The 15,603-nt window shown below is 49.1% G+C and carries 12 protein-coding genes and 1 other RNA gene; 6 read left to right on the top strand and 7 right to left on the bottom strand.

Translation table 11 applies throughout. From position 1 onward, the window contains the following. Nucleotides 1–136: 136 nt before the first annotated feature. Complete coding sequence (locus tag QP938_06965; GenBank protein ID WIO73056.1) at nucleotides 137–1,279, bottom strand: methyltransferase; 1,143 nt, start codon at nucleotides 1,277–1,279, stop codon at nucleotides 137–139. Nucleotides 1,280–1,431: 152 nt separating this feature from the next. Between QP938_06965 and QP938_06960 the strand changes: the two genes are divergently transcribed. The 3 genes from QP938_06960 to QP938_06950 are packed head-to-tail and all read left to right on the top strand — an operon-like array spanning nucleotide 1,432 to nucleotide 5,299. After that, a complete protein-coding gene (locus QP938_06960) occupies nucleotides 1,432–2,352 on the top strand; it encodes a MoxR family ATPase (protein ID WIO73055.1) in 921 nt (306 codons plus the stop codon). 47 nt (nucleotides 2,353–2,399) lie between these two features. Next, nucleotides 2,400–3,311: a DUF58 domain-containing protein gene (locus tag QP938_06955; GenBank protein WIO73054.1), complete on the top strand. Its 912-nt coding sequence runs from the start codon at nucleotides 2,400–2,402 to the stop codon at nucleotides 3,309–3,311. A gap of 32 nt (nucleotides 3,312–3,343) precedes the next feature. Further along, the gene (locus QP938_06950) at nucleotides 3,344–5,299 is read left to right on the top strand and encodes a DUF3488 and transglutaminase-like domain-containing protein (GenBank protein WIO75635.1); all 1,956 of its coding nucleotides are present in this window, start codon (nucleotides 3,344–3,346) and stop codon (nucleotides 5,297–5,299) included. On the opposite strand, the gene QP938_06945 is transcribed toward QP938_06950, so the two are convergent. Then, complete coding sequence (locus tag QP938_06945) at nucleotides 5,294–6,127, bottom strand: sulfurtransferase (protein ID WIO73053.1); 834 nt, start codon at nucleotides 6,125–6,127, stop codon at nucleotides 5,294–5,296. The genes QP938_06950 and QP938_06945 overlap by 6 nt on opposite strands. Before the next feature lie 100 nt (nucleotides 6,128–6,227). Here QP938_06945 and QP938_06940 point away from each other — a divergent pair, with 100 nt between their 5' ends. Continuing rightward, nucleotides 6,228–7,259 carry a phospholipase A gene (locus QP938_06940; GenBank protein WIO73052.1) on the top strand — a complete coding sequence of 344 codons (1,032 nt, stop codon included), beginning with the start codon at nucleotides 6,228–6,230 and terminating at the stop codon, nucleotides 7,257–7,259. A 10-nt stretch (nucleotides 7,260–7,269) separates the two neighbouring features. Further along, nucleotides 7,270–7,614, top strand: a complete 345-nt coding sequence (locus tag QP938_06935) for a DUF4286 family protein (GenBank protein ID WIO73051.1) — start codon at nucleotides 7,270–7,272, stop codon at nucleotides 7,612–7,614. A gap of 246 nt (nucleotides 7,615–7,860) precedes the next feature. Here QP938_06935 and QP938_06930 read toward each other — a convergent pair whose 3' ends face one another. The 5 genes from QP938_06930 to QP938_06910 all read right to left on the bottom strand — a co-directional run bounded on the left by QP938_06930 (nucleotide 7,861) and on the right by QP938_06910 (nucleotide 15,248). Next, a complete protein-coding gene (locus QP938_06930; GenBank protein ID WIO73050.1) occupies nucleotides 7,861–9,468 on the bottom strand; it encodes a dipeptide ABC transporter ATP-binding protein in 1,608 nt (535 codons plus the stop codon). Between the two features lie 4 nt (nucleotides 9,469–9,472). Next, entirely contained in the window at nucleotides 9,473–10,360 is an 888-nt protein-coding gene (locus QP938_06925; GenBank protein WIO73049.1) for an ABC transporter permease, read from the bottom strand. Then, the gene (locus tag QP938_06920) at nucleotides 10,360–11,295 is read right to left on the bottom strand and encodes an ABC transporter permease subunit (GenBank protein ID WIO73048.1); all 936 of its coding nucleotides are present in this window, start codon (nucleotides 11,293–11,295) and stop codon (nucleotides 10,360–10,362) included. Before QP938_06920 ends, QP938_06925 begins: the two co-directional genes overlap by 1 nt. Nucleotide 11,296: 1 nt before the next feature. Then, nucleotides 11,297–12,955: a peptide ABC transporter substrate-binding protein gene (locus tag QP938_06915; GenBank protein ID WIO73047.1), complete on the bottom strand. Its 1,659-nt coding sequence runs from the start codon at nucleotides 12,953–12,955 to the stop codon at nucleotides 11,297–11,299. A 187-nt stretch (nucleotides 12,956–13,142) separates the two neighbouring features. After that, nucleotides 13,143–15,248 (bottom strand): S9 family peptidase, encoded by a 2,106-nt coding sequence (locus QP938_06910; protein WIO73046.1) that lies wholly within the window; start codon nucleotides 15,246–15,248, stop codon nucleotides 13,143–13,145. A 164-nt stretch (nucleotides 15,249–15,412) separates the two neighbouring features. On the opposite strand from QP938_06910, the gene ffs reads away from it, so the two are divergent. Continuing rightward, an RNA gene (ffs, locus tag QP938_06905) (signal recognition particle sRNA small type) lies at nucleotides 15,413–15,509 on the top strand. Nucleotides 15,510–15,603 lie beyond the last annotated feature (94 nt).

Raw genomic sequence — 15,603 nt, 5'->3', positions numbered from 1 at the left:
TGCTATTCGCTTAGACCGCATTATTGGTCCTTCCTGTCGTATCCCGGGAGTAACAAAGGCACTTGTACTCACTGACATTGACGCCCTTTGTTACAACCTGGATGACACGCCTACCCAAAGTGGCGCTTCCCCTGATCTAACGCTTAAATGCTTTCAAAATCACAAATTTAGGATTGCTCGCGACAGTCTGGCAATTTCCAAACAGGCGTTTCAATTTTACGTGGTAGCCCAAGTGACGGTTGCCAATTACCCATAGCTCGCCATGCTGCTTTAACACCTTTTTCGACTCTTCAAACATTTGCATTGCAATGTGATCGCCCACGGCATGCTGCTGGTGGAAGGGCGGGTTGTTGAGAATAAGATCTGCACTATCCGGTGCAATCCCCGCCAGGCAGTCAGTTACCTGGAAATTTGCATTTCGATTAGGGAAAGAGCTTTCAAAATTCAGCTTTGCTGACTCTACCGCCATAAATGACTCATCGACAAATGTGATGGTCGACGAAGGGTTCTTGCGGGCGGCGACTATGCCAACCAATCCATTCCCGCAACCCAGATCAATTATTTGTCTGGGCTCATCAATACCCGGAATATGCTCAAGGAAAAAACGAGTGCCGATATCGAGCTTTTCCCTTGAGAAAACATTGGCGTGGTTGTGAATTTGAAAGTCATAACCATCCAGGAAATAGCTGATCGGGTAGGGGTTTTCTTTGTCGACATTTTTCGATAAATCGGGCTCAACAAAAATCAGCCGGGCTTTCTTTTTGGCGAGTGAGGTGCGGGTTTCACCTATTAATTGTTCAAACTGTTTCAGGGTGGAGGTGTGTATTCCTTTGGCCATGCCAGCTGCCAAAACCACACTTTTGCTATCGAGATGTTCCCTAAGACGATAAAGCTGGTCTTCCAGTAGTGACGATGTCTTGGGCACTTTGATCAACACAAGGTCAAATGCCCCCTCAGGCCAATCGAGGCTTGAGTGGAGTGACACGGCTTCAGCGTCGAGATTGTTCCCTGCAAGGTTGGCTTTGCAGCCCTGATGAGCAAGCCATGAGTCACTGACTGACGCGATTTCTTTATTAGAGCCTTTACACAAGCTAACTGCCAAAGCGCCAAAAGTGTCATTGAGAATCAGTATTCGCCTGGTTGAGGTCAGCAGATCTTCCTGCTGGATATGTTCCAGCAAATACTCGTCGGCGGCATCCCAGGCACGAAGAGTTTCACGCTTTCGCCGAGGGTAACGAGCCAACGCCAGACTACCAAATGGGGTGGTGAGTGTTTCCATAACGCATAAGCCAACAAAAAGACTATTAAACCATTTTGACGCACAGCAATTAATAGCCAACTGACGTATTTTGTTACTTCAGTCCTGTACATTCGCTGGTGTGAGCGGCACTATTTCAAACTAGGAAATAGATTCAGGAATGCACTGTCTTCATGAAAAAAGTCGCTGACCAGATTGTCGATGCCATCAGCCAGGTACTGGTGGGTAAAGAGCAGCAGATTCGATTGGCATTAGCCTGTCTGGTGGCTCGTGGCCATTTGTTGATCGAAGACCTGCCCGGAATGGGGAAAACCACGCTGGCTCATGCGCTGGCTCAGGCATTGGGCCTCAGTTATAGCCGTGTGCAGTTTACCAGTGACCTGCTGCCTGCCGACATTCTGGGTGTCTCGGTCTTTGACAAGCAGACAGGTCAGTTCAATTTCCATCAGGGGCCTATCTTTAACCAAGTGATCCTCGCTGATGAAATCAACCGCAGTACGCCAAAGACCCAAAGTGCCTTGCTGGAAGCGATGGCTGAAGGGCAGGTGTCCATTGAAGGCGAAACACGGCCACTGCCACAGCCATTTTTTGTTATTGCCACACAAAACCCTTTTCATCAGTCGGGTACCTTTCCTCTGCCGGAGTCGCAGCTGGATCGTTTTTTGATGAGAATATCCCTGGGTTATCCGGATCTAAAAGCGGAACGACAGCTACTCTCTGGCACTGATCCCAGGGAGCTGCTTAGAGGGCTCAAGGCGGTGGTATCTGCTGATCAACTGGAGCAGATGCAAGGGAGTATCAAAGCGGTGAAAGTATCGGACAGCTTGCTTGATTACCTGCAGAGGCTGATTCATTACACCCGTTCAGACGCGAGCCTGGAGATTGGGATTTCCCCGCGTGGAGCGCTGGGTGCATTGAATTGCGCGAAGGCTTGGGCGCTTCTCGAAGATCGCCACTATGTGATTCCAGAAGACCTTCAGCAGGTACTGCCGGCTGTCTGGGGGCACCGATTGATGGGGCGCGGTGACGCCGGATCACTTCCTGGCGAGCGGCTGGTGACACAGATGCTGAATACCGTCGATATTATCGAATGATGGCAAGTTGGCTAAAAAGGAGCTTCATTCAGTGGCTTGACAGGCGGGTGCCAACTGCAAGGCGCATCCGGCTTGACCAGAACAAGTTGTTTGTTTTCCCTTCCGGTGCCGGATTTGCCTATCTTTTTGTCTTGGTTGTACTCTGGTTGTTAGCGACTAACTACCAGAATAACCTCGTGTTTGGTGTTGCTGTTTTACTCAGTAGTATGTTCATTACAGCGATATTACACAGTTACGCCAATCTTGCCGGCCTCGAGCTACAATTCTCCGGCGCTGAGCCGGTATTTGCAGGCCAAAATGCTCTCTTTGATATTTTAATTTCTCACAATGGAAAGCGTCCCCGGCACAATATTCGATTGAGCTTTAAAGGCGGGCCTGTAGAGGTAGAAAGCCTCGAGCTTGAACCCAAAAAAAATATATTCGTAAGCGCATATACAAGCCGCCGTGGCTTGTTTAAACCCGGACGAGTACGAGTAGAGAGTGTTTACCCGTTGGGTCTGTTGCGGGTGTGGACCTATCTTGATCTGGATTGTCAGGCATTGGTGTACCCAAAACCTATCTTCTCATCTGTTAATCACAATCAACACGCCCCGGCGGATGATGGACGGCTGATAAATGGTAATGGCAGTGATGACTTTATCGGCCTGAAAACTTATGAGAAGGGTGAGCCACTTCAGCAAGTGGCCTGGAAGCAATACGCCAGTGAAAGAGGGTTATTCAGTAAACAATACGGCGACGCAGTTGACGAGCAGTGCTGGCTTGATTGGGATGCGTTTGCCGGGCAGGGAACTGAGCAGCGGTTGTCCAGGCTATGTGGGCAAGCTTTGGAATTGGCTAAGCGCCCTGCGGATTATGGTTTGAAATTACCGAGTGTTGAGATTACTCCCAGTCGTGGAGAAAGTCACTTGCATCAAATCCTGACAGCACTAGCGTTGTTTCAGGAAGGGGATTCAAGGTGACGCCGAGCTGGCAAATTCCCCGATCAGCATTGATGTGGCTGTGGCTGAGTCAAATCGCCATACTGGCGGGCTTGTGGTCGGCGACACCTTTTTGGCTTATAGCGATAGTCGCAGCTGTTTCAGTCTGGCGGCTCCAGATTTATCGAGGTGCATGGAATTACCCGTCACGTCTTGTGAGATTGCTTATAGTGGCCTGTTTTGGGGCTGGAATGTTATTCAGCTTTCGACACCTTGCCGGACTTGAACCATTTACCACTCTGTTACTAGGCGCACTGGCGCTTAAATTACTGGAAACCCATCACCGCCGGGATGCTCTCGTTCTGGTTTATGTCGGTTATGTTGCGGCCACCCTGCAACTTCTCTTCAACCAGTCTATAGGTGCTGCACTCTATGTGTTTAGCTGTCTGGTGATGATCACGGCGGCATTAAACAGTATCTATTCTGCGTCAGACGTTTCGTTGTGGAAGCCTTTAAAGCGTGGGGCATCATTGCTGCTGCAGTCACTTCCCCTGATGCTGTTGTTGTTTCTGGTAATGCCTCGACTGCCGGCATTCTGGACTGTACCAGGGCAACAGTCAGATACAACAGGTGTGAGCGGTGAAATGTCTCCGGGTGATATGACTCGACTGGGACGAAACGGCGCGGTGGCAATGCGGGTGAGCTTTGAAGGCGATGTACCACATGCAAGGCAGCTGTATTGGCGTGGACCCATTCTCACCGACTTTGATGGACGTCGCTGGCAGCAGGCGGAACCTTATGAGTTTGGTGATGGCCGCCATGTATTTTGGCCTGACCAGAAGCCACCCGAGTGGATTAACAAAATTAAGGTACAGGGCGAGCCACTTTCCTACAGCGTTGTTCTGGAGCCAACCCAACAAATCTGGCTGTTCGCGCTACCATTTGCAGTTCCCAGTGAACATAAAGTGGGTTTGACTCGTGAAATGCGGTTGGTCAGTCGTGATCGGGTAACCAGCAAAACGCGCTATGAGGTTAAATCCTGGCCTCAATACCAAGGCTTTTCCAACGAGATAAATCGATATGTGCGCAGCCTTACACTGAGGCTGCCGAAGGGTTATAACCCCAAAACCCTGGAGCTGGCGCAGCGCTGGCGCTCAGAGGTTGATACTGACCTTGAGTATATCGGGAAAGTCCTCGACTGGTTTCATCGCGAATTTACTTACACATTGGAACCCCCACCCCTGAACCGCAATCGTGTTGATGAATTTCTCTGGGATACCCAGCGCGGTTTTTGCGAACATTTTGCCGGAAGTTTCACCGTTTTGATGAGGGCAGCTGGTATTCCTGCAAGGGTGGTTACCGGTTATCAGGGTGGGGAAGTTCATCCGGATGGGTACCTGCTGGTTCACCAGTACAACGCCCATGCCTGGGCAGAGGTATGGCTTGCCGGCAGGGGATGGGTTCGAGTAGATCCAACAGCGGCTGTTGCCCCGGAGCGAATTGAGTTGGGGTTTGAGCACTTTTTTGATGGCAGTGATGCCTTTTCAGGGGATACGCCGTTTTCTCTAAGTCGCTTTCGCCATATTGGCTGGCTCAACGGATTACGACTGCAACTGGATTCCATCAACTATTACTGGGCCAATTGGGTTCTTGGCTATGAGCGTCAACAGCAGTCGCTGCTGGAGCGATTGCTGGGAGGAGCAGAGCATTGGCGTATAGGCAGCTTTCTGGTGGGAGCGGGAATTCTGATTGTTATAGTTTTGGCTTTGCCACTGTTTCTCAGTCGACGATCAAGACACCACCGAGACCTGGCAGATCGTATCTTTGCCAAATTGTGTCGAAAGTTAGCAAAATCAGGGATTGAGCGACAGCCAGGCGAAGGTCCAAGGAGTTATCGGACACGCCTGGAACTCTCTGATGATGCCAGGGCCAAGCAGGCTGCACGTTTAGTGGGTTTGTATGAGCGAATACGCTATGCAGACGATACTAGTCACCTGAATTACTTTATGGCCGGAGTGCGGTCATTATAGTTTTTTTATAGGAGATGACGGATAGCTGCACCAGTCACTCCAGCTGCCTGCGTAGAGTTTGGCATTTTCTACGCCGATTATCGCAAGCGACAGTAAATTCACACACGCAGTAACGCCAGAGCCGCAGTAGATCACCAACTCCTTATCCTGGGGTAAATCTGCCCAGCGGTGCTGAAGGTTTGCAGGGGAGAGCGCCTTCCCATCGGTACCGGTTACCTCCTGCCAGGGGTAGTTCACTGCACCAGGTATATGGCCCGCTACCGGATCAATTGGCTCTTCAAGTCCCTGGTAGCGAGGTGCTTCCCTGGAATCAATCAACGTGCGCCGCTCGCTGTTTAACTGCTCCTTGATGTTTTCATAGCCCAGTACCCAGTCTGTATGCGTTTTACTTACAAAATTACCTTGGCCTGAACGATGGGTGATACTTGATTCAATAGCGCCACCAGCAGCTTTCCAGGCGCTATAGCCGCCATCAAGTATGGATACATTGTCATGGCCGAAATAGCGCATCAGCCACCAGAGCCTGGAGGCAAAGGCAAAACGCTGGTCATCGTAGGCAACAACATGGGTGGTTTCGCTGACCCCGCAGGATCTCATCAAAGCCTCAAATGCTTCTGGTGAAGGAAGGGGGTGACGGCCACCGTGCTCGGCTTTGGTGCTGGAAAGGTCATTGTCCAGATGTAGGTAGAGCGCCCCGGAGATATGGTCTTGCTGATACTGCTGTTCACCCATCTGAGTATCCGCCAGCGAAAACCGGCAGTCGAAAACGACGACATCATTATCGGGCTTGGTGATCAGTTGCTCTGCAGTGATTAATGGGCTTTTCACGATATACTCCATGGGTCGCATGGTAAGAAATAGTTGTTTGATCCAATTTTGTCCGCTATAGCTTTTCAACGTCAAATAAATTTTAAAAAGGAGAGTCAGGATGCGAAAAGTGATTGGAACTGTATGCGCATTGGCCCTTTTGTTCTTGACTGCAGCGACCCAGGCATCGGTTAAAGATCAGATGCAGGAGTGCCTATTAACTGCACTGTTGTCAGCAACTGATGAGGTGACGGTGGGGGAGCTAAAAGAGCAGTGTCGCCAGGTTGTTGCCAGGCAATCAATCAAAGAGAACGGGGTTCAAGCGAGAGACATGGAAGCTGATGAAGAAACTGCAGTTGAGCGTCGAATTAACCTGGAGAGGTATACAGCTAACAACCCATTTGTCCTGAATGCACATCGACCTACCTACTTCCTGCCATTTGCCTACAATGATTCGCCAAACGAAGTCCCTTTTGAAGGAGTGGGTGGCTCGCTTGATAACGTAGAATTTCAATTTCAAGTGAGTTTCAAAGCGATGATGTGGGACGGGGTTTTTGGCGACAAAGGGCGCCTGGATATTGCCTACACCAACCGCTCCTTTTGGCAGGCTTATAATACTGACATCTCAGCACCTTTCCGGGAAACGAATCATGAGCCTGAGCTAATACTCGGTTTTCAAAATGATTGGGAAGTGTTTGGATTAAAAAATATTGCCAATCGAATTATCTTTAATCACCAATCCAATGGTAGAAGTGGCAATTTATCCAGAAGCTGGAATCGGGTGATGGCAGAGATGATCTTTGAGCGTGACAATTTCGCTATGTCCTTTAAGCCCTGGTGGCGTGTGCCTGAAGATTATGATGCTTCTGTGCCAGATGACCCTTCCAATGACAATAACCGCGACATTACCGATTATCTCGGTCATTTCGAGTTGGCTGGCGCTTATCGTACCAGTGATGCTCACACATGGAGTATGATGATTCGCGATCCGGTCAGTGGTAAAGGCGCCTATGAACTGAGTTGGAGTTTCCCGATCAGCTACCGTCTAAGAGGGTACCTGAAGTACTTTAATGGCTATGGTGAAAACCTGATTGATTACAATGTTAAAAATGAAACTATCGGTATCGGCTTTCAGCTGACCGACTGGCTATAAGTGAGGGTGTATGCTGATTTATGAAGTGAACTTAACGGTCAATGATGATGTGGCCAAAGAGTACAAAGCCTGGCTGAAAACTCATATTGATGAAATTCTCGCCATTGATGGGTTCCATGCTGCCAAAATGTATCAACGCGACTCCGATGAGGCGGGAGGCAATGGTGAATGTTGGACGATCCACTACTTTTTGGAAAGTCGAGAAGCCTTGAATAATTATTTCGATCTCCATGCCGAAAAAATGCGTGAAGATGGACTGAAGCGTTTTGGTGGCAAGTTCAGCGCAAGCCGCAAGGTCTTGGAGCCTATGGAGAAATTTGTCAGATCTGGAGAAGATTTCTTGCAGGGTGAATAATTAAAAGATGAATTAGTTTCTGTCTGGTATAGAGCTAAAGCTGAAAGACATGAATAGAGTATGGCTTGCCGTGACCGTGGCCAGCATGGATGCTGGCCCCGAGTCCCCATGGATGGGTCTACGACGTGTCACGGCAAGCCATACTCTATTCATGTCCTGCACCGATCAGAATCTACACTACTGATTTAAGTGCTTTTACCGTCAATATAGAGACATGCTAAATAACATTTTAGACATCATGTTAATTCAGACTTCAACAATTTCTTGCGTCTCTATTTGCGGCAGCGCAGCCAAAAGTTTTTGGGTGTATGGATCTTTAGGGGAGTTAAAGATCTTATTGTTGTCATCACATTCCAGTAATTTCCCGTGATGCATCACTGCAATTCGATCGCAAAGGTAACGAACTACCGATAGATCGTGGGAAATGAACAGCATGGTCATTTCGCGTTCTTTTACCAGCTGCTGGATGAGGTCCAGAATCTGTGCCTGAATGGTCACATCAAGCGCCGATACCGGCTCATCGGCCACGATAAAGTCAGGGTTAGTAGCAATGGCACGGCCTATGGCAATACGCTGCCTCTGGCCACCAGAAAATTCGTGAGGGTATTTGCGAATAAAAGCTCGCGCCAGACCCACATCATCCATCAGCTTAAGCACCTGCTCGGTGACCGTTTTACGAGTCGCCAATTTATTGTGGAGCAGTGGCTCGGCAAGGGTATCAAAAACTGTCATTCGTGGATTTAGTGATGCATAAGGATCCTGGAATATCATCTGCATGCGACGACGAAGAGGGCGGAACTCTTTAGCAGGCAGTGAAGAAACTTCTTGTCCATCAAATTCAATTCGACCCTCTGTTACTGGTGCCAATTGCAAAATGGCCCTACCTAACGTGGACTTACCTGACCCGGATTCACCGACCAGACCGAGAATCTCACCCTGCTTAATTTCCAGGGAAATATCATCAATGGCCTTCACCCAAGGATTGGCTTTGTCGCTGTAGTTCTTGAACCATGTTTTCAGCGAGTCGACTTTTACCAGGGTGCGCTCGTGCTGTTTACCGATTGCTTTACTGCCAGAAGGGATGGCATCAATCAATTGACGTGTGTAAGCGTGCTGTGGATCGTTAAACAGAGCCTGGCAGGTATTAGTCTCGACAATTTTTCCCTGCTTCATTACCACCACTTTATCGGCAATGTCTGCAACCACAGCGAGGTCGTGGCTGATAAAAAGCGTGGCGACATTGTGCCGTTTCTGCAGGTCAGCAATTAGCTTGAGTATTTGAGCTTGAATGGTTACATCGAGGGCTGTTGTGGGTTCGTCGCAGATCAGCAGTTTCGGTTCGGTAATTAATGCCATACCGATCATTACACGCTGACGCATTCCACCGGATAGTTCATGCGGGTAACAGTCGTAGCGACATTCAGGATTCACAATGCCTACTTCATCAAGCATTTTAATGGCACGTTTGCGAGCCAGTTTGCGGTCCATACTTTTGTGATAAACCAACGGCTCTATCAGCTGTTCTCCAACAGTTAAATAGGGATTGAGGCTGGTCATTGGATCCTGGAAAATCATCGCGATTTCGTTGCCACGCAATTTTCGCAATTCAGATTCAGGCATTTTCAACAGATCGCGGCCTTCAAATATGGCAGTTCCACCTTCTATTTTCCCCGGAGGTTGAGGGATTAAATTGAGCAGGCTGTAGCAGGAGACAGACTTCCCTGATCCTGATTCACCGACAATGGCAAGCGTTTCGCCCTGGCCAATGGAAAAACTTACATCATCAACAGACTTGATAATGCCGTCACGGGTATGAAAGTAGGTTTTAAGGTTGCTAACAGTTAATAACGACATAGCATTAATCTTTACTGGATTTTGGGTCCAGGGCGTCACGCAGACCATCCCCAAGGAAATTAAGTGCAAACAAGGTGATTGAGAGTGCCAACCCCGGGAAAATCAGCAGCCAGGGATACTCTTCCATTGTTTCAACACCGTAGGAGATCAACAAACCCCAAGAGCTTTCCGGTGGTTGCACACCGAGGCCAAGGAAACTGAGAAATGCCTCAAGTAACATCACGTTAGGAATTGTCAGGGTGGTGTAAACAATAACCGGGCCAAGAGTGTTGGGAATAATATGGCGACGAATTATCGTCCACTGGGAGAGTCCTATTGAGCTGGCGGCCTCCACGAACTCCATGTGCCTAAGGGTTTGCACTTGACCGCGCACAATCCGCGCCATGGTCAGCCACTCAACCGCACCAATGGCCAGAAACAGCAGCAAAATATTGCGCCCGAATACCACCATCAACAGAATGATAAAAATCATAAAGGGCAGGGCGTAGAGAATATCCACCACACGCATCATTGCGGCATCAACACGTCCACCGACATAGCCGGCAATGGCGCCGTACAGTACACCAATTAACAGTGCTACACCTGTTGCGACAAAGCCAACCGCCAGCGACATGCGGCCGCCATACATTATTCGTGTAAGCAGGTCTCGGCCAAAGTTATCGGTGCCGAGCCAATGTTCTGCTGAAGGTGGTGTGGCGCCCAACTCCAGTTGCTGGGCATCATAGCCATAGGGTGCTATCCATGGGGTTAGCAGCGAAACAACAATCAAAAACAGAATCACACCCAAGCCAAACAGGGCCAGGCGATTTTTTTGCAGCCTGTGCCAGGCATCCTTCCACAAGCTGGTGCCTTTTTCTGCGTTGGATAAAACATCGGTCATGGCTTGGCTCATTACTTACTCCCCTGGTATTGCTGGCGCAGTTTGGGGTTGAGCCAAACAGAGAGAAGGTCGGATAACAGATTGAACAGAATGATCAGGGTGGCGAACAGTACAGTGGTTCCCATAATCAGGGTGTAGTCGCGGTTAAAAGCGCCCTGGACATATAGTCTGCCCATACCTGGTATCTGGAAAATGGTTTCTACCACAAAGGATCCAGAGAGCAGCCCGGCAAAAGCAGGCCCTAAAAAAGCAACCACTGGAATCAGTCCACCACGCAAACCGTGCTTAATCACAATTACCCATTGCGGCAAACCTTTGGCGCGAGCTGTGCGAATGTAGTCCTGTGACATTACTTCCAGCATCCCGCCTCTCGACAGTCGGGCAACGTAGGCTGCATAGGCAGCACCCAGTGTGATAGCCGGCAGTATTTTATCGCCGGGGGTATCACCCCAGCCGGAGATGGGCAGCCAATCAAGCCATAATCCAAACACCAGAACCAGTAACGGCCCAAGCAGAAAAGAGGGCATGCAAATTCCCAGCATGGCAGCTGACATGGGGATATAGTCCTGCGCGGTATTTGGCCGTAAGGCCGCAAAAACACCGGCAGAAATGCCGATTAAAATGGCTACCAGCATAGCGTATAAACCCAGCTCTGCTGTAGTTGGCAACCCGGCAGCGATAAGTTCGTTAACACTACGTCCGGGATATTTGAACGATGGTCCAAAGTCTCCCTGAAGAAGATTGCCGACATAACCCGTAAACTGCTGCCACATTGGTTGATCAAGATTGTATTGCGCCTCCAGGGCACGCAATACAGAGGGTGGCATGGATTTGTCAGATGAGAGTGGATCCCCGGGGGCGGCCCGAACCAGGAAAAAAGTGATAGTTACAACGGCAAGCAATACCGGTATTGCCTGCAATAATCGGGTTAACGTAAAGCGCAGCATTTTACTCGGTATCCTCGAGAGACATATATTTAAAAAGCGGGTTATCCAAAAGGTTTGCATCAAGGCCTTTGACGCTTGGATGTACCAGGTATTTGGTGGAGTAGGTGTAGATGGGAATTACTGGCAGTTCATTCAATAAAATAGCTTCCGCTTTTTTCATTAGTGCAAAACGTTCCTCTTGGGTTTGGGCAGCAGGGGCTTGGTCAAGAATCAAACTGTCAAACTCCTTGTTGGACCAGCCAGTACGATTATTCCCTCCACCAGTAATCCATAAATCGAGGAAAGTATTGGGATCAAGATAGTCACCAATCCAGGAGGCGCGAGACATTTGATATTTGCCGGCATTTTCCGATGCCAGATAAACCTTCCAGTCTTCATTGCGAAGCCTGACATCGATGTTCAGTTCTTTTTTCAACATCTGCTGAACCCCGACAGCGATTTTTCGATGGCTTTCAGAGGAGTTATACAGAAGCTCAATTTCGGGTAGCCCATTACCGTCAGGGTATCCTGCTTCGGTAAGTAGTTCTCGAGCACGTTCAGGGTTGTACTCAAGGGGGCTGGTAGTTGTGTAGCCAGCTGTTCCCGGGGGAGTTAATGTGTAAGAGGAGGTTTCGCCACCCTTGGTGATCTTCTTGGTAATTTGATCGCGATTGATAGCCATTGATATGGCATGGCGGACACGCTGATCAGAAAGTGCCTTATTGGTAGTGCCCCTGGTGTTAATACGATAAAAATAAGTACCCAGATAAGGTTTGTTCATTAACTGATCTGGATAGTTATCCCTGTAGTACTGAATTTTATCTTGAGGCAATTCGTTGGTGACATGCAGTTGGCCAGCTCGGAACATTCTCTCTTCGGTAGTGATGTTTTCTGTGGGAATGAATTGAATGCCATTGAGGGCGACTTTATCGGTATCGTAGTAATATGGGTTTTTCCTGACGCTAATATGCTTAAACAGCTTCCAGTCCGCTAACCGAAATGGACCGTTGGTAACCATGTTGCCTGGGCGAGTCCATTGCGTTCCGCGTTCCCAGGGTTCACCAAATGCTTCAATGGTGGATCTATGCACAGGGTAGTAACTATGGTGAGCCAGGAGGCCGAGAAAATAAGGGGTGGCATTGTCCAGTTCAATCACTAAGGTGTTGCCATCAGTAGCTGATACGCCTACTTCAGAAAAGTCTTTGATTGTGCCTTCGCTAAACTCCTGTGCATTTTTGATGGGGTAGTACATGTAAGAATATTGGTTGCCGAGCTTGGGGTGCATGGCACGCCAAAGTGACCAGGCAAAATCATCAGCTGTTAGCGGATCACCATTAGACCACCGGGCATTCTTGCGAATTTTGAAAGTATATACCTTGCCGTCATCGCTGACTGACCAGGATTCAGCCATGCCAGGTAGTGGATCGAGAGTCTTTGGAGCCTGGGTGACCAGTCCCTCAAACAGTGCGAATTGAATATTTGCTTCAGGCACGCCGGTGGTGATATGGGGGTCAAGCTCCTGCGGTTCGGTGCCATTGCCCCAGTACAAAATTTTTTCGCTGTTCCCGCGTTCGACATTTGATTCGTGACTACCACAGCCGCCAAGAGTGAGCGTACTGACTGTAAGAATCAGCAAAGCAAAAATGTGCACCCGATGATGCACTTTAAAAAACGATGCCACTACCCCTCCAGTACTTAATTTATTAATTATTAGTCTTACTGACTAATTGATAGTCCAGTAGTTCCATCACTGTGCCATCAATGGCCAGCTATCTCTACAGCGGGGGTGTGGTTAATTTATTGTTTTTACCAGGGATAAAAAAAACGGCGACTTAAAAAGTCGCCGTTTGATAAAGGTTTGAAGCTACTTAGAGTTGAGCTGAGCAGCAATCACCACCATGAGCTTCGTGGTTACCGTTAGAGTCCTGCTGTTCTTCCTTCGGCTTTTTCAGCTTGTTCTGGTGCTCGAGATCATGTTCCGGAGCTTCAGTTTCACCGTTCACCAGGAAGTGGTCCATCCAGCGCATCAGGCGCATGGAATAATCCATCTGGGCACCAACTTTACGGTTGCCGTGACCTTCGCCAGGGTACAGCACCAGTCGAACCGGAGCATTGTCCAAGGTTTTCAAGTAGCGGTACATTTCCAAAGACTGGCTTGTGTGAACGCGGGTATCTTCTTCACCGTGCATAATCAGCAGCGGGGTACGATGTTTTTGAGCGTGGAAAATCGGGCTACGCTCCAGCATCCAGTTGTAGTCTTCCCATGGCCAGGCACGAGCGTGCACCAGGTGCATTTCGTTGGGAATGTCGGTAGTACCGAATTTGGAAAGCTGGTTTGAGATACCAACAAACATTACTGCAGCTTGGTAGTGCTCACTCAGTGCAGTAGCACTCCAGGCAGTAGCAAAGCCACCGTAAGAGCCACCGGTGATACCGACTTTTTTCGGGTCTACCATGCCTTTTTCAACCAGGTAATCCTTACCGGCAACGATGTCACGGAACTCGGGATCTGCATATGCATGCTGGTCAGCCTTGGAGAAGGCTACGCCACGGCCGGTACTGCCACGGTAGTTTGGAGCCAGGGTGAAATAGCCCTTAGCTGCAGCGACATGAACAGGTTCTGAGTAACGCATGTTCCAGCCATTTGACATGTGCGCTTCCGGGCCACCATGAATGAAGTTGATCAGTGGGTAGCGTTTACCTTTTTCAAAGTTGAGCGGATAAGTCAGAACGCCCTGGATTTCGGTGCCATCTTCGGCCTTCCAGGTGATTGATTCCTGTCGCGCCAGCTTGACGTCGTCCAGCCATGGGTTGCTGTTAGTCAGTCGCGTCATACGACCACGCTCGTACCAGAATGCTTCACGAGGGTGGTTGGGAGCATCTGCAATGAATGCAAAACCACGACCTTCAACGGGGGTCGATACAGCGCGAACGATTTTGTCGCCTGTCTTCAGTTTGCTGCTCTTGCCTGGCTTTTTCGGGTCGATAATAACCACTTCACTGCCGGTGCCAATGTGGTTCACAGCCAGCACATCGCCCTTGGGCAGGATGTCCATTGCCATGGTATGGCCCATCAGGCCGGGCTGCAGGTCAACAGCTTCGCTTTTGGCAGAGCTGTGGAATTTGACGATACCTTCTTTCGGGTTGTGGACATCGTCCACACCGATATAGGCAACAGACTTGCCGTTAGGCATCCAGTAACCGTGACCAACTTTCCCGTCAACGTTAAGTTCAGAAACCGTTTGTCCGGCGCTGTCCAAAACAACCACTTTTGAAGCCATGTAGATATCGTCAATCAGTGGTGTTTTTGAAACCTTGGCAACAAAGCCACTACCATTATCGTTGAAAGCAATTTGCTGAACATGGCCTTTTGTATCAAGGGGAACAGCAACTTTGTTTTCGGCAGTCAGATCGACCAACAGAGCTTTGTTGAACTTAAGCTCCTCTTCGTAGACTTTGGCTTTAAAGCCTTTTTCAGCCAGGTCTTTTTTGAATTTTGGATCCTTATCGGTCGCCAGGATGACCAGTTGCTTGCCATCCTTACTGATGTCGTAACCACCGATCGGTGTCACGTGGCTATAGATTTTGGTCGACTCGCCGCCATCTACCGGGATGCCGTACAGCGACGGATGTTTGTCATCATTGCGCTTGGCCAGGTAATAGATGGTATTGCTGTCGGCAGACCAGCTGACAGAGCTGATGTTGATCTCGCCAGTAATGAATGGCTTGCTATTGCCTTTTGTGTCGCTGATATGCAGTTCGCTCCAGGCGCGGCCATCTTTGTCTTTATATGGGGTGCGCTGGACACTTTTGGTGTAAGCGATCCACTTGCCATTGGGGGAAGTGGAAACCGAAGTTACGTAAGATATCTTGGCGATATCATTGAGTGTCATATCCCGTTTTTCGTCCGCAAAAGCAGCGGGGGATAAAATAAACGTCCAGGCCAGGGCCAGAACAACGGATAGTTTTTTCACCGTTTCCTCCTTAAAAGATCCTTTCGGATTGTTATTTCAAACTGCGAAGTATACCCAATACTCTCCTTATAACCATAAAGTTGTTGTTTTGTGTTCGTTTTCGTATGCGGGGTTGCTTTGCTTCGCCAAAGCCTTGATAATGCCGCGCTCTCGATGGTGGCCCCCATTGGTCCCCTCGCAATGATGATCTGTAAACCCCGCCAGGCCCGGAAGGGAGCAACGGTAGCAGTGAATTCATGTGCCGGGGTGCGGCTGATGGGGGTTCGCCTCCATTCAAAGCTCCAGAATAACTCTCTTTATTCATAAAAGCCCCAATGATTTGCATTGGCGCGCACTTTATTCAGTTTGCAAATTA

It is taken from the genome of Porticoccaceae bacterium LTM1 (assembly GCA_030252795.1).
Taxonomy (GTDB): domain Bacteria; phylum Pseudomonadota; class Gammaproteobacteria; order Pseudomonadales; family Porticoccaceae; genus SCSIO-12696.
This window is presented reverse-complemented; position numbering and strand designations above follow the sequence as displayed.

Bases quoted from the DNA above. Each gene is read 5' to 3' on its own strand.
- QP938_06965 (WIO73056.1), bottom strand. From the start codon at position 1,279: ATGGAAACACTCACCACCCCATTTGGTAGTCTGGCGTTGGCTCGTTAC.
- QP938_06960 (WIO73055.1), top strand. From the start codon at position 1,432: ATGAAAAAAGTCGCTGACCAGATTGTCGATGCCATCAGCCAGGTACTG.
- QP938_06950 (WIO75635.1), top strand. From the start codon at position 3,344: ATGTGGCTGTGGCTGAGTCAAATCGCCATACTGGCGGGCTTGTGGTCG.
- QP938_06940 (WIO73052.1), top strand. From the start codon at position 6,228: ATGCGAAAAGTGATTGGAACTGTATGCGCATTGGCCCTTTTGTTCTTG.
- QP938_06935 (WIO73051.1), top strand. From the start codon at position 7,270: ATGCTGATTTATGAAGTGAACTTAACGGTCAATGATGATGTGGCCAAA.
- QP938_06930 (WIO73050.1), bottom strand. From the start codon at position 9,468: ATGTCGTTATTAACTGTTAGCAACCTTAAAACCTACTTTCATACCCGT.
- QP938_06925 (WIO73049.1), bottom strand. From the start codon at position 10,360: ATGAGCCAAGCCATGACCGATGTTTTATCCAACGCAGAAAAAGGCACC.
- QP938_06920 (WIO73048.1), bottom strand. From the start codon at position 11,295: ATGCTGCGCTTTACGTTAACCCGATTATTGCAGGCAATACCGGTATTG.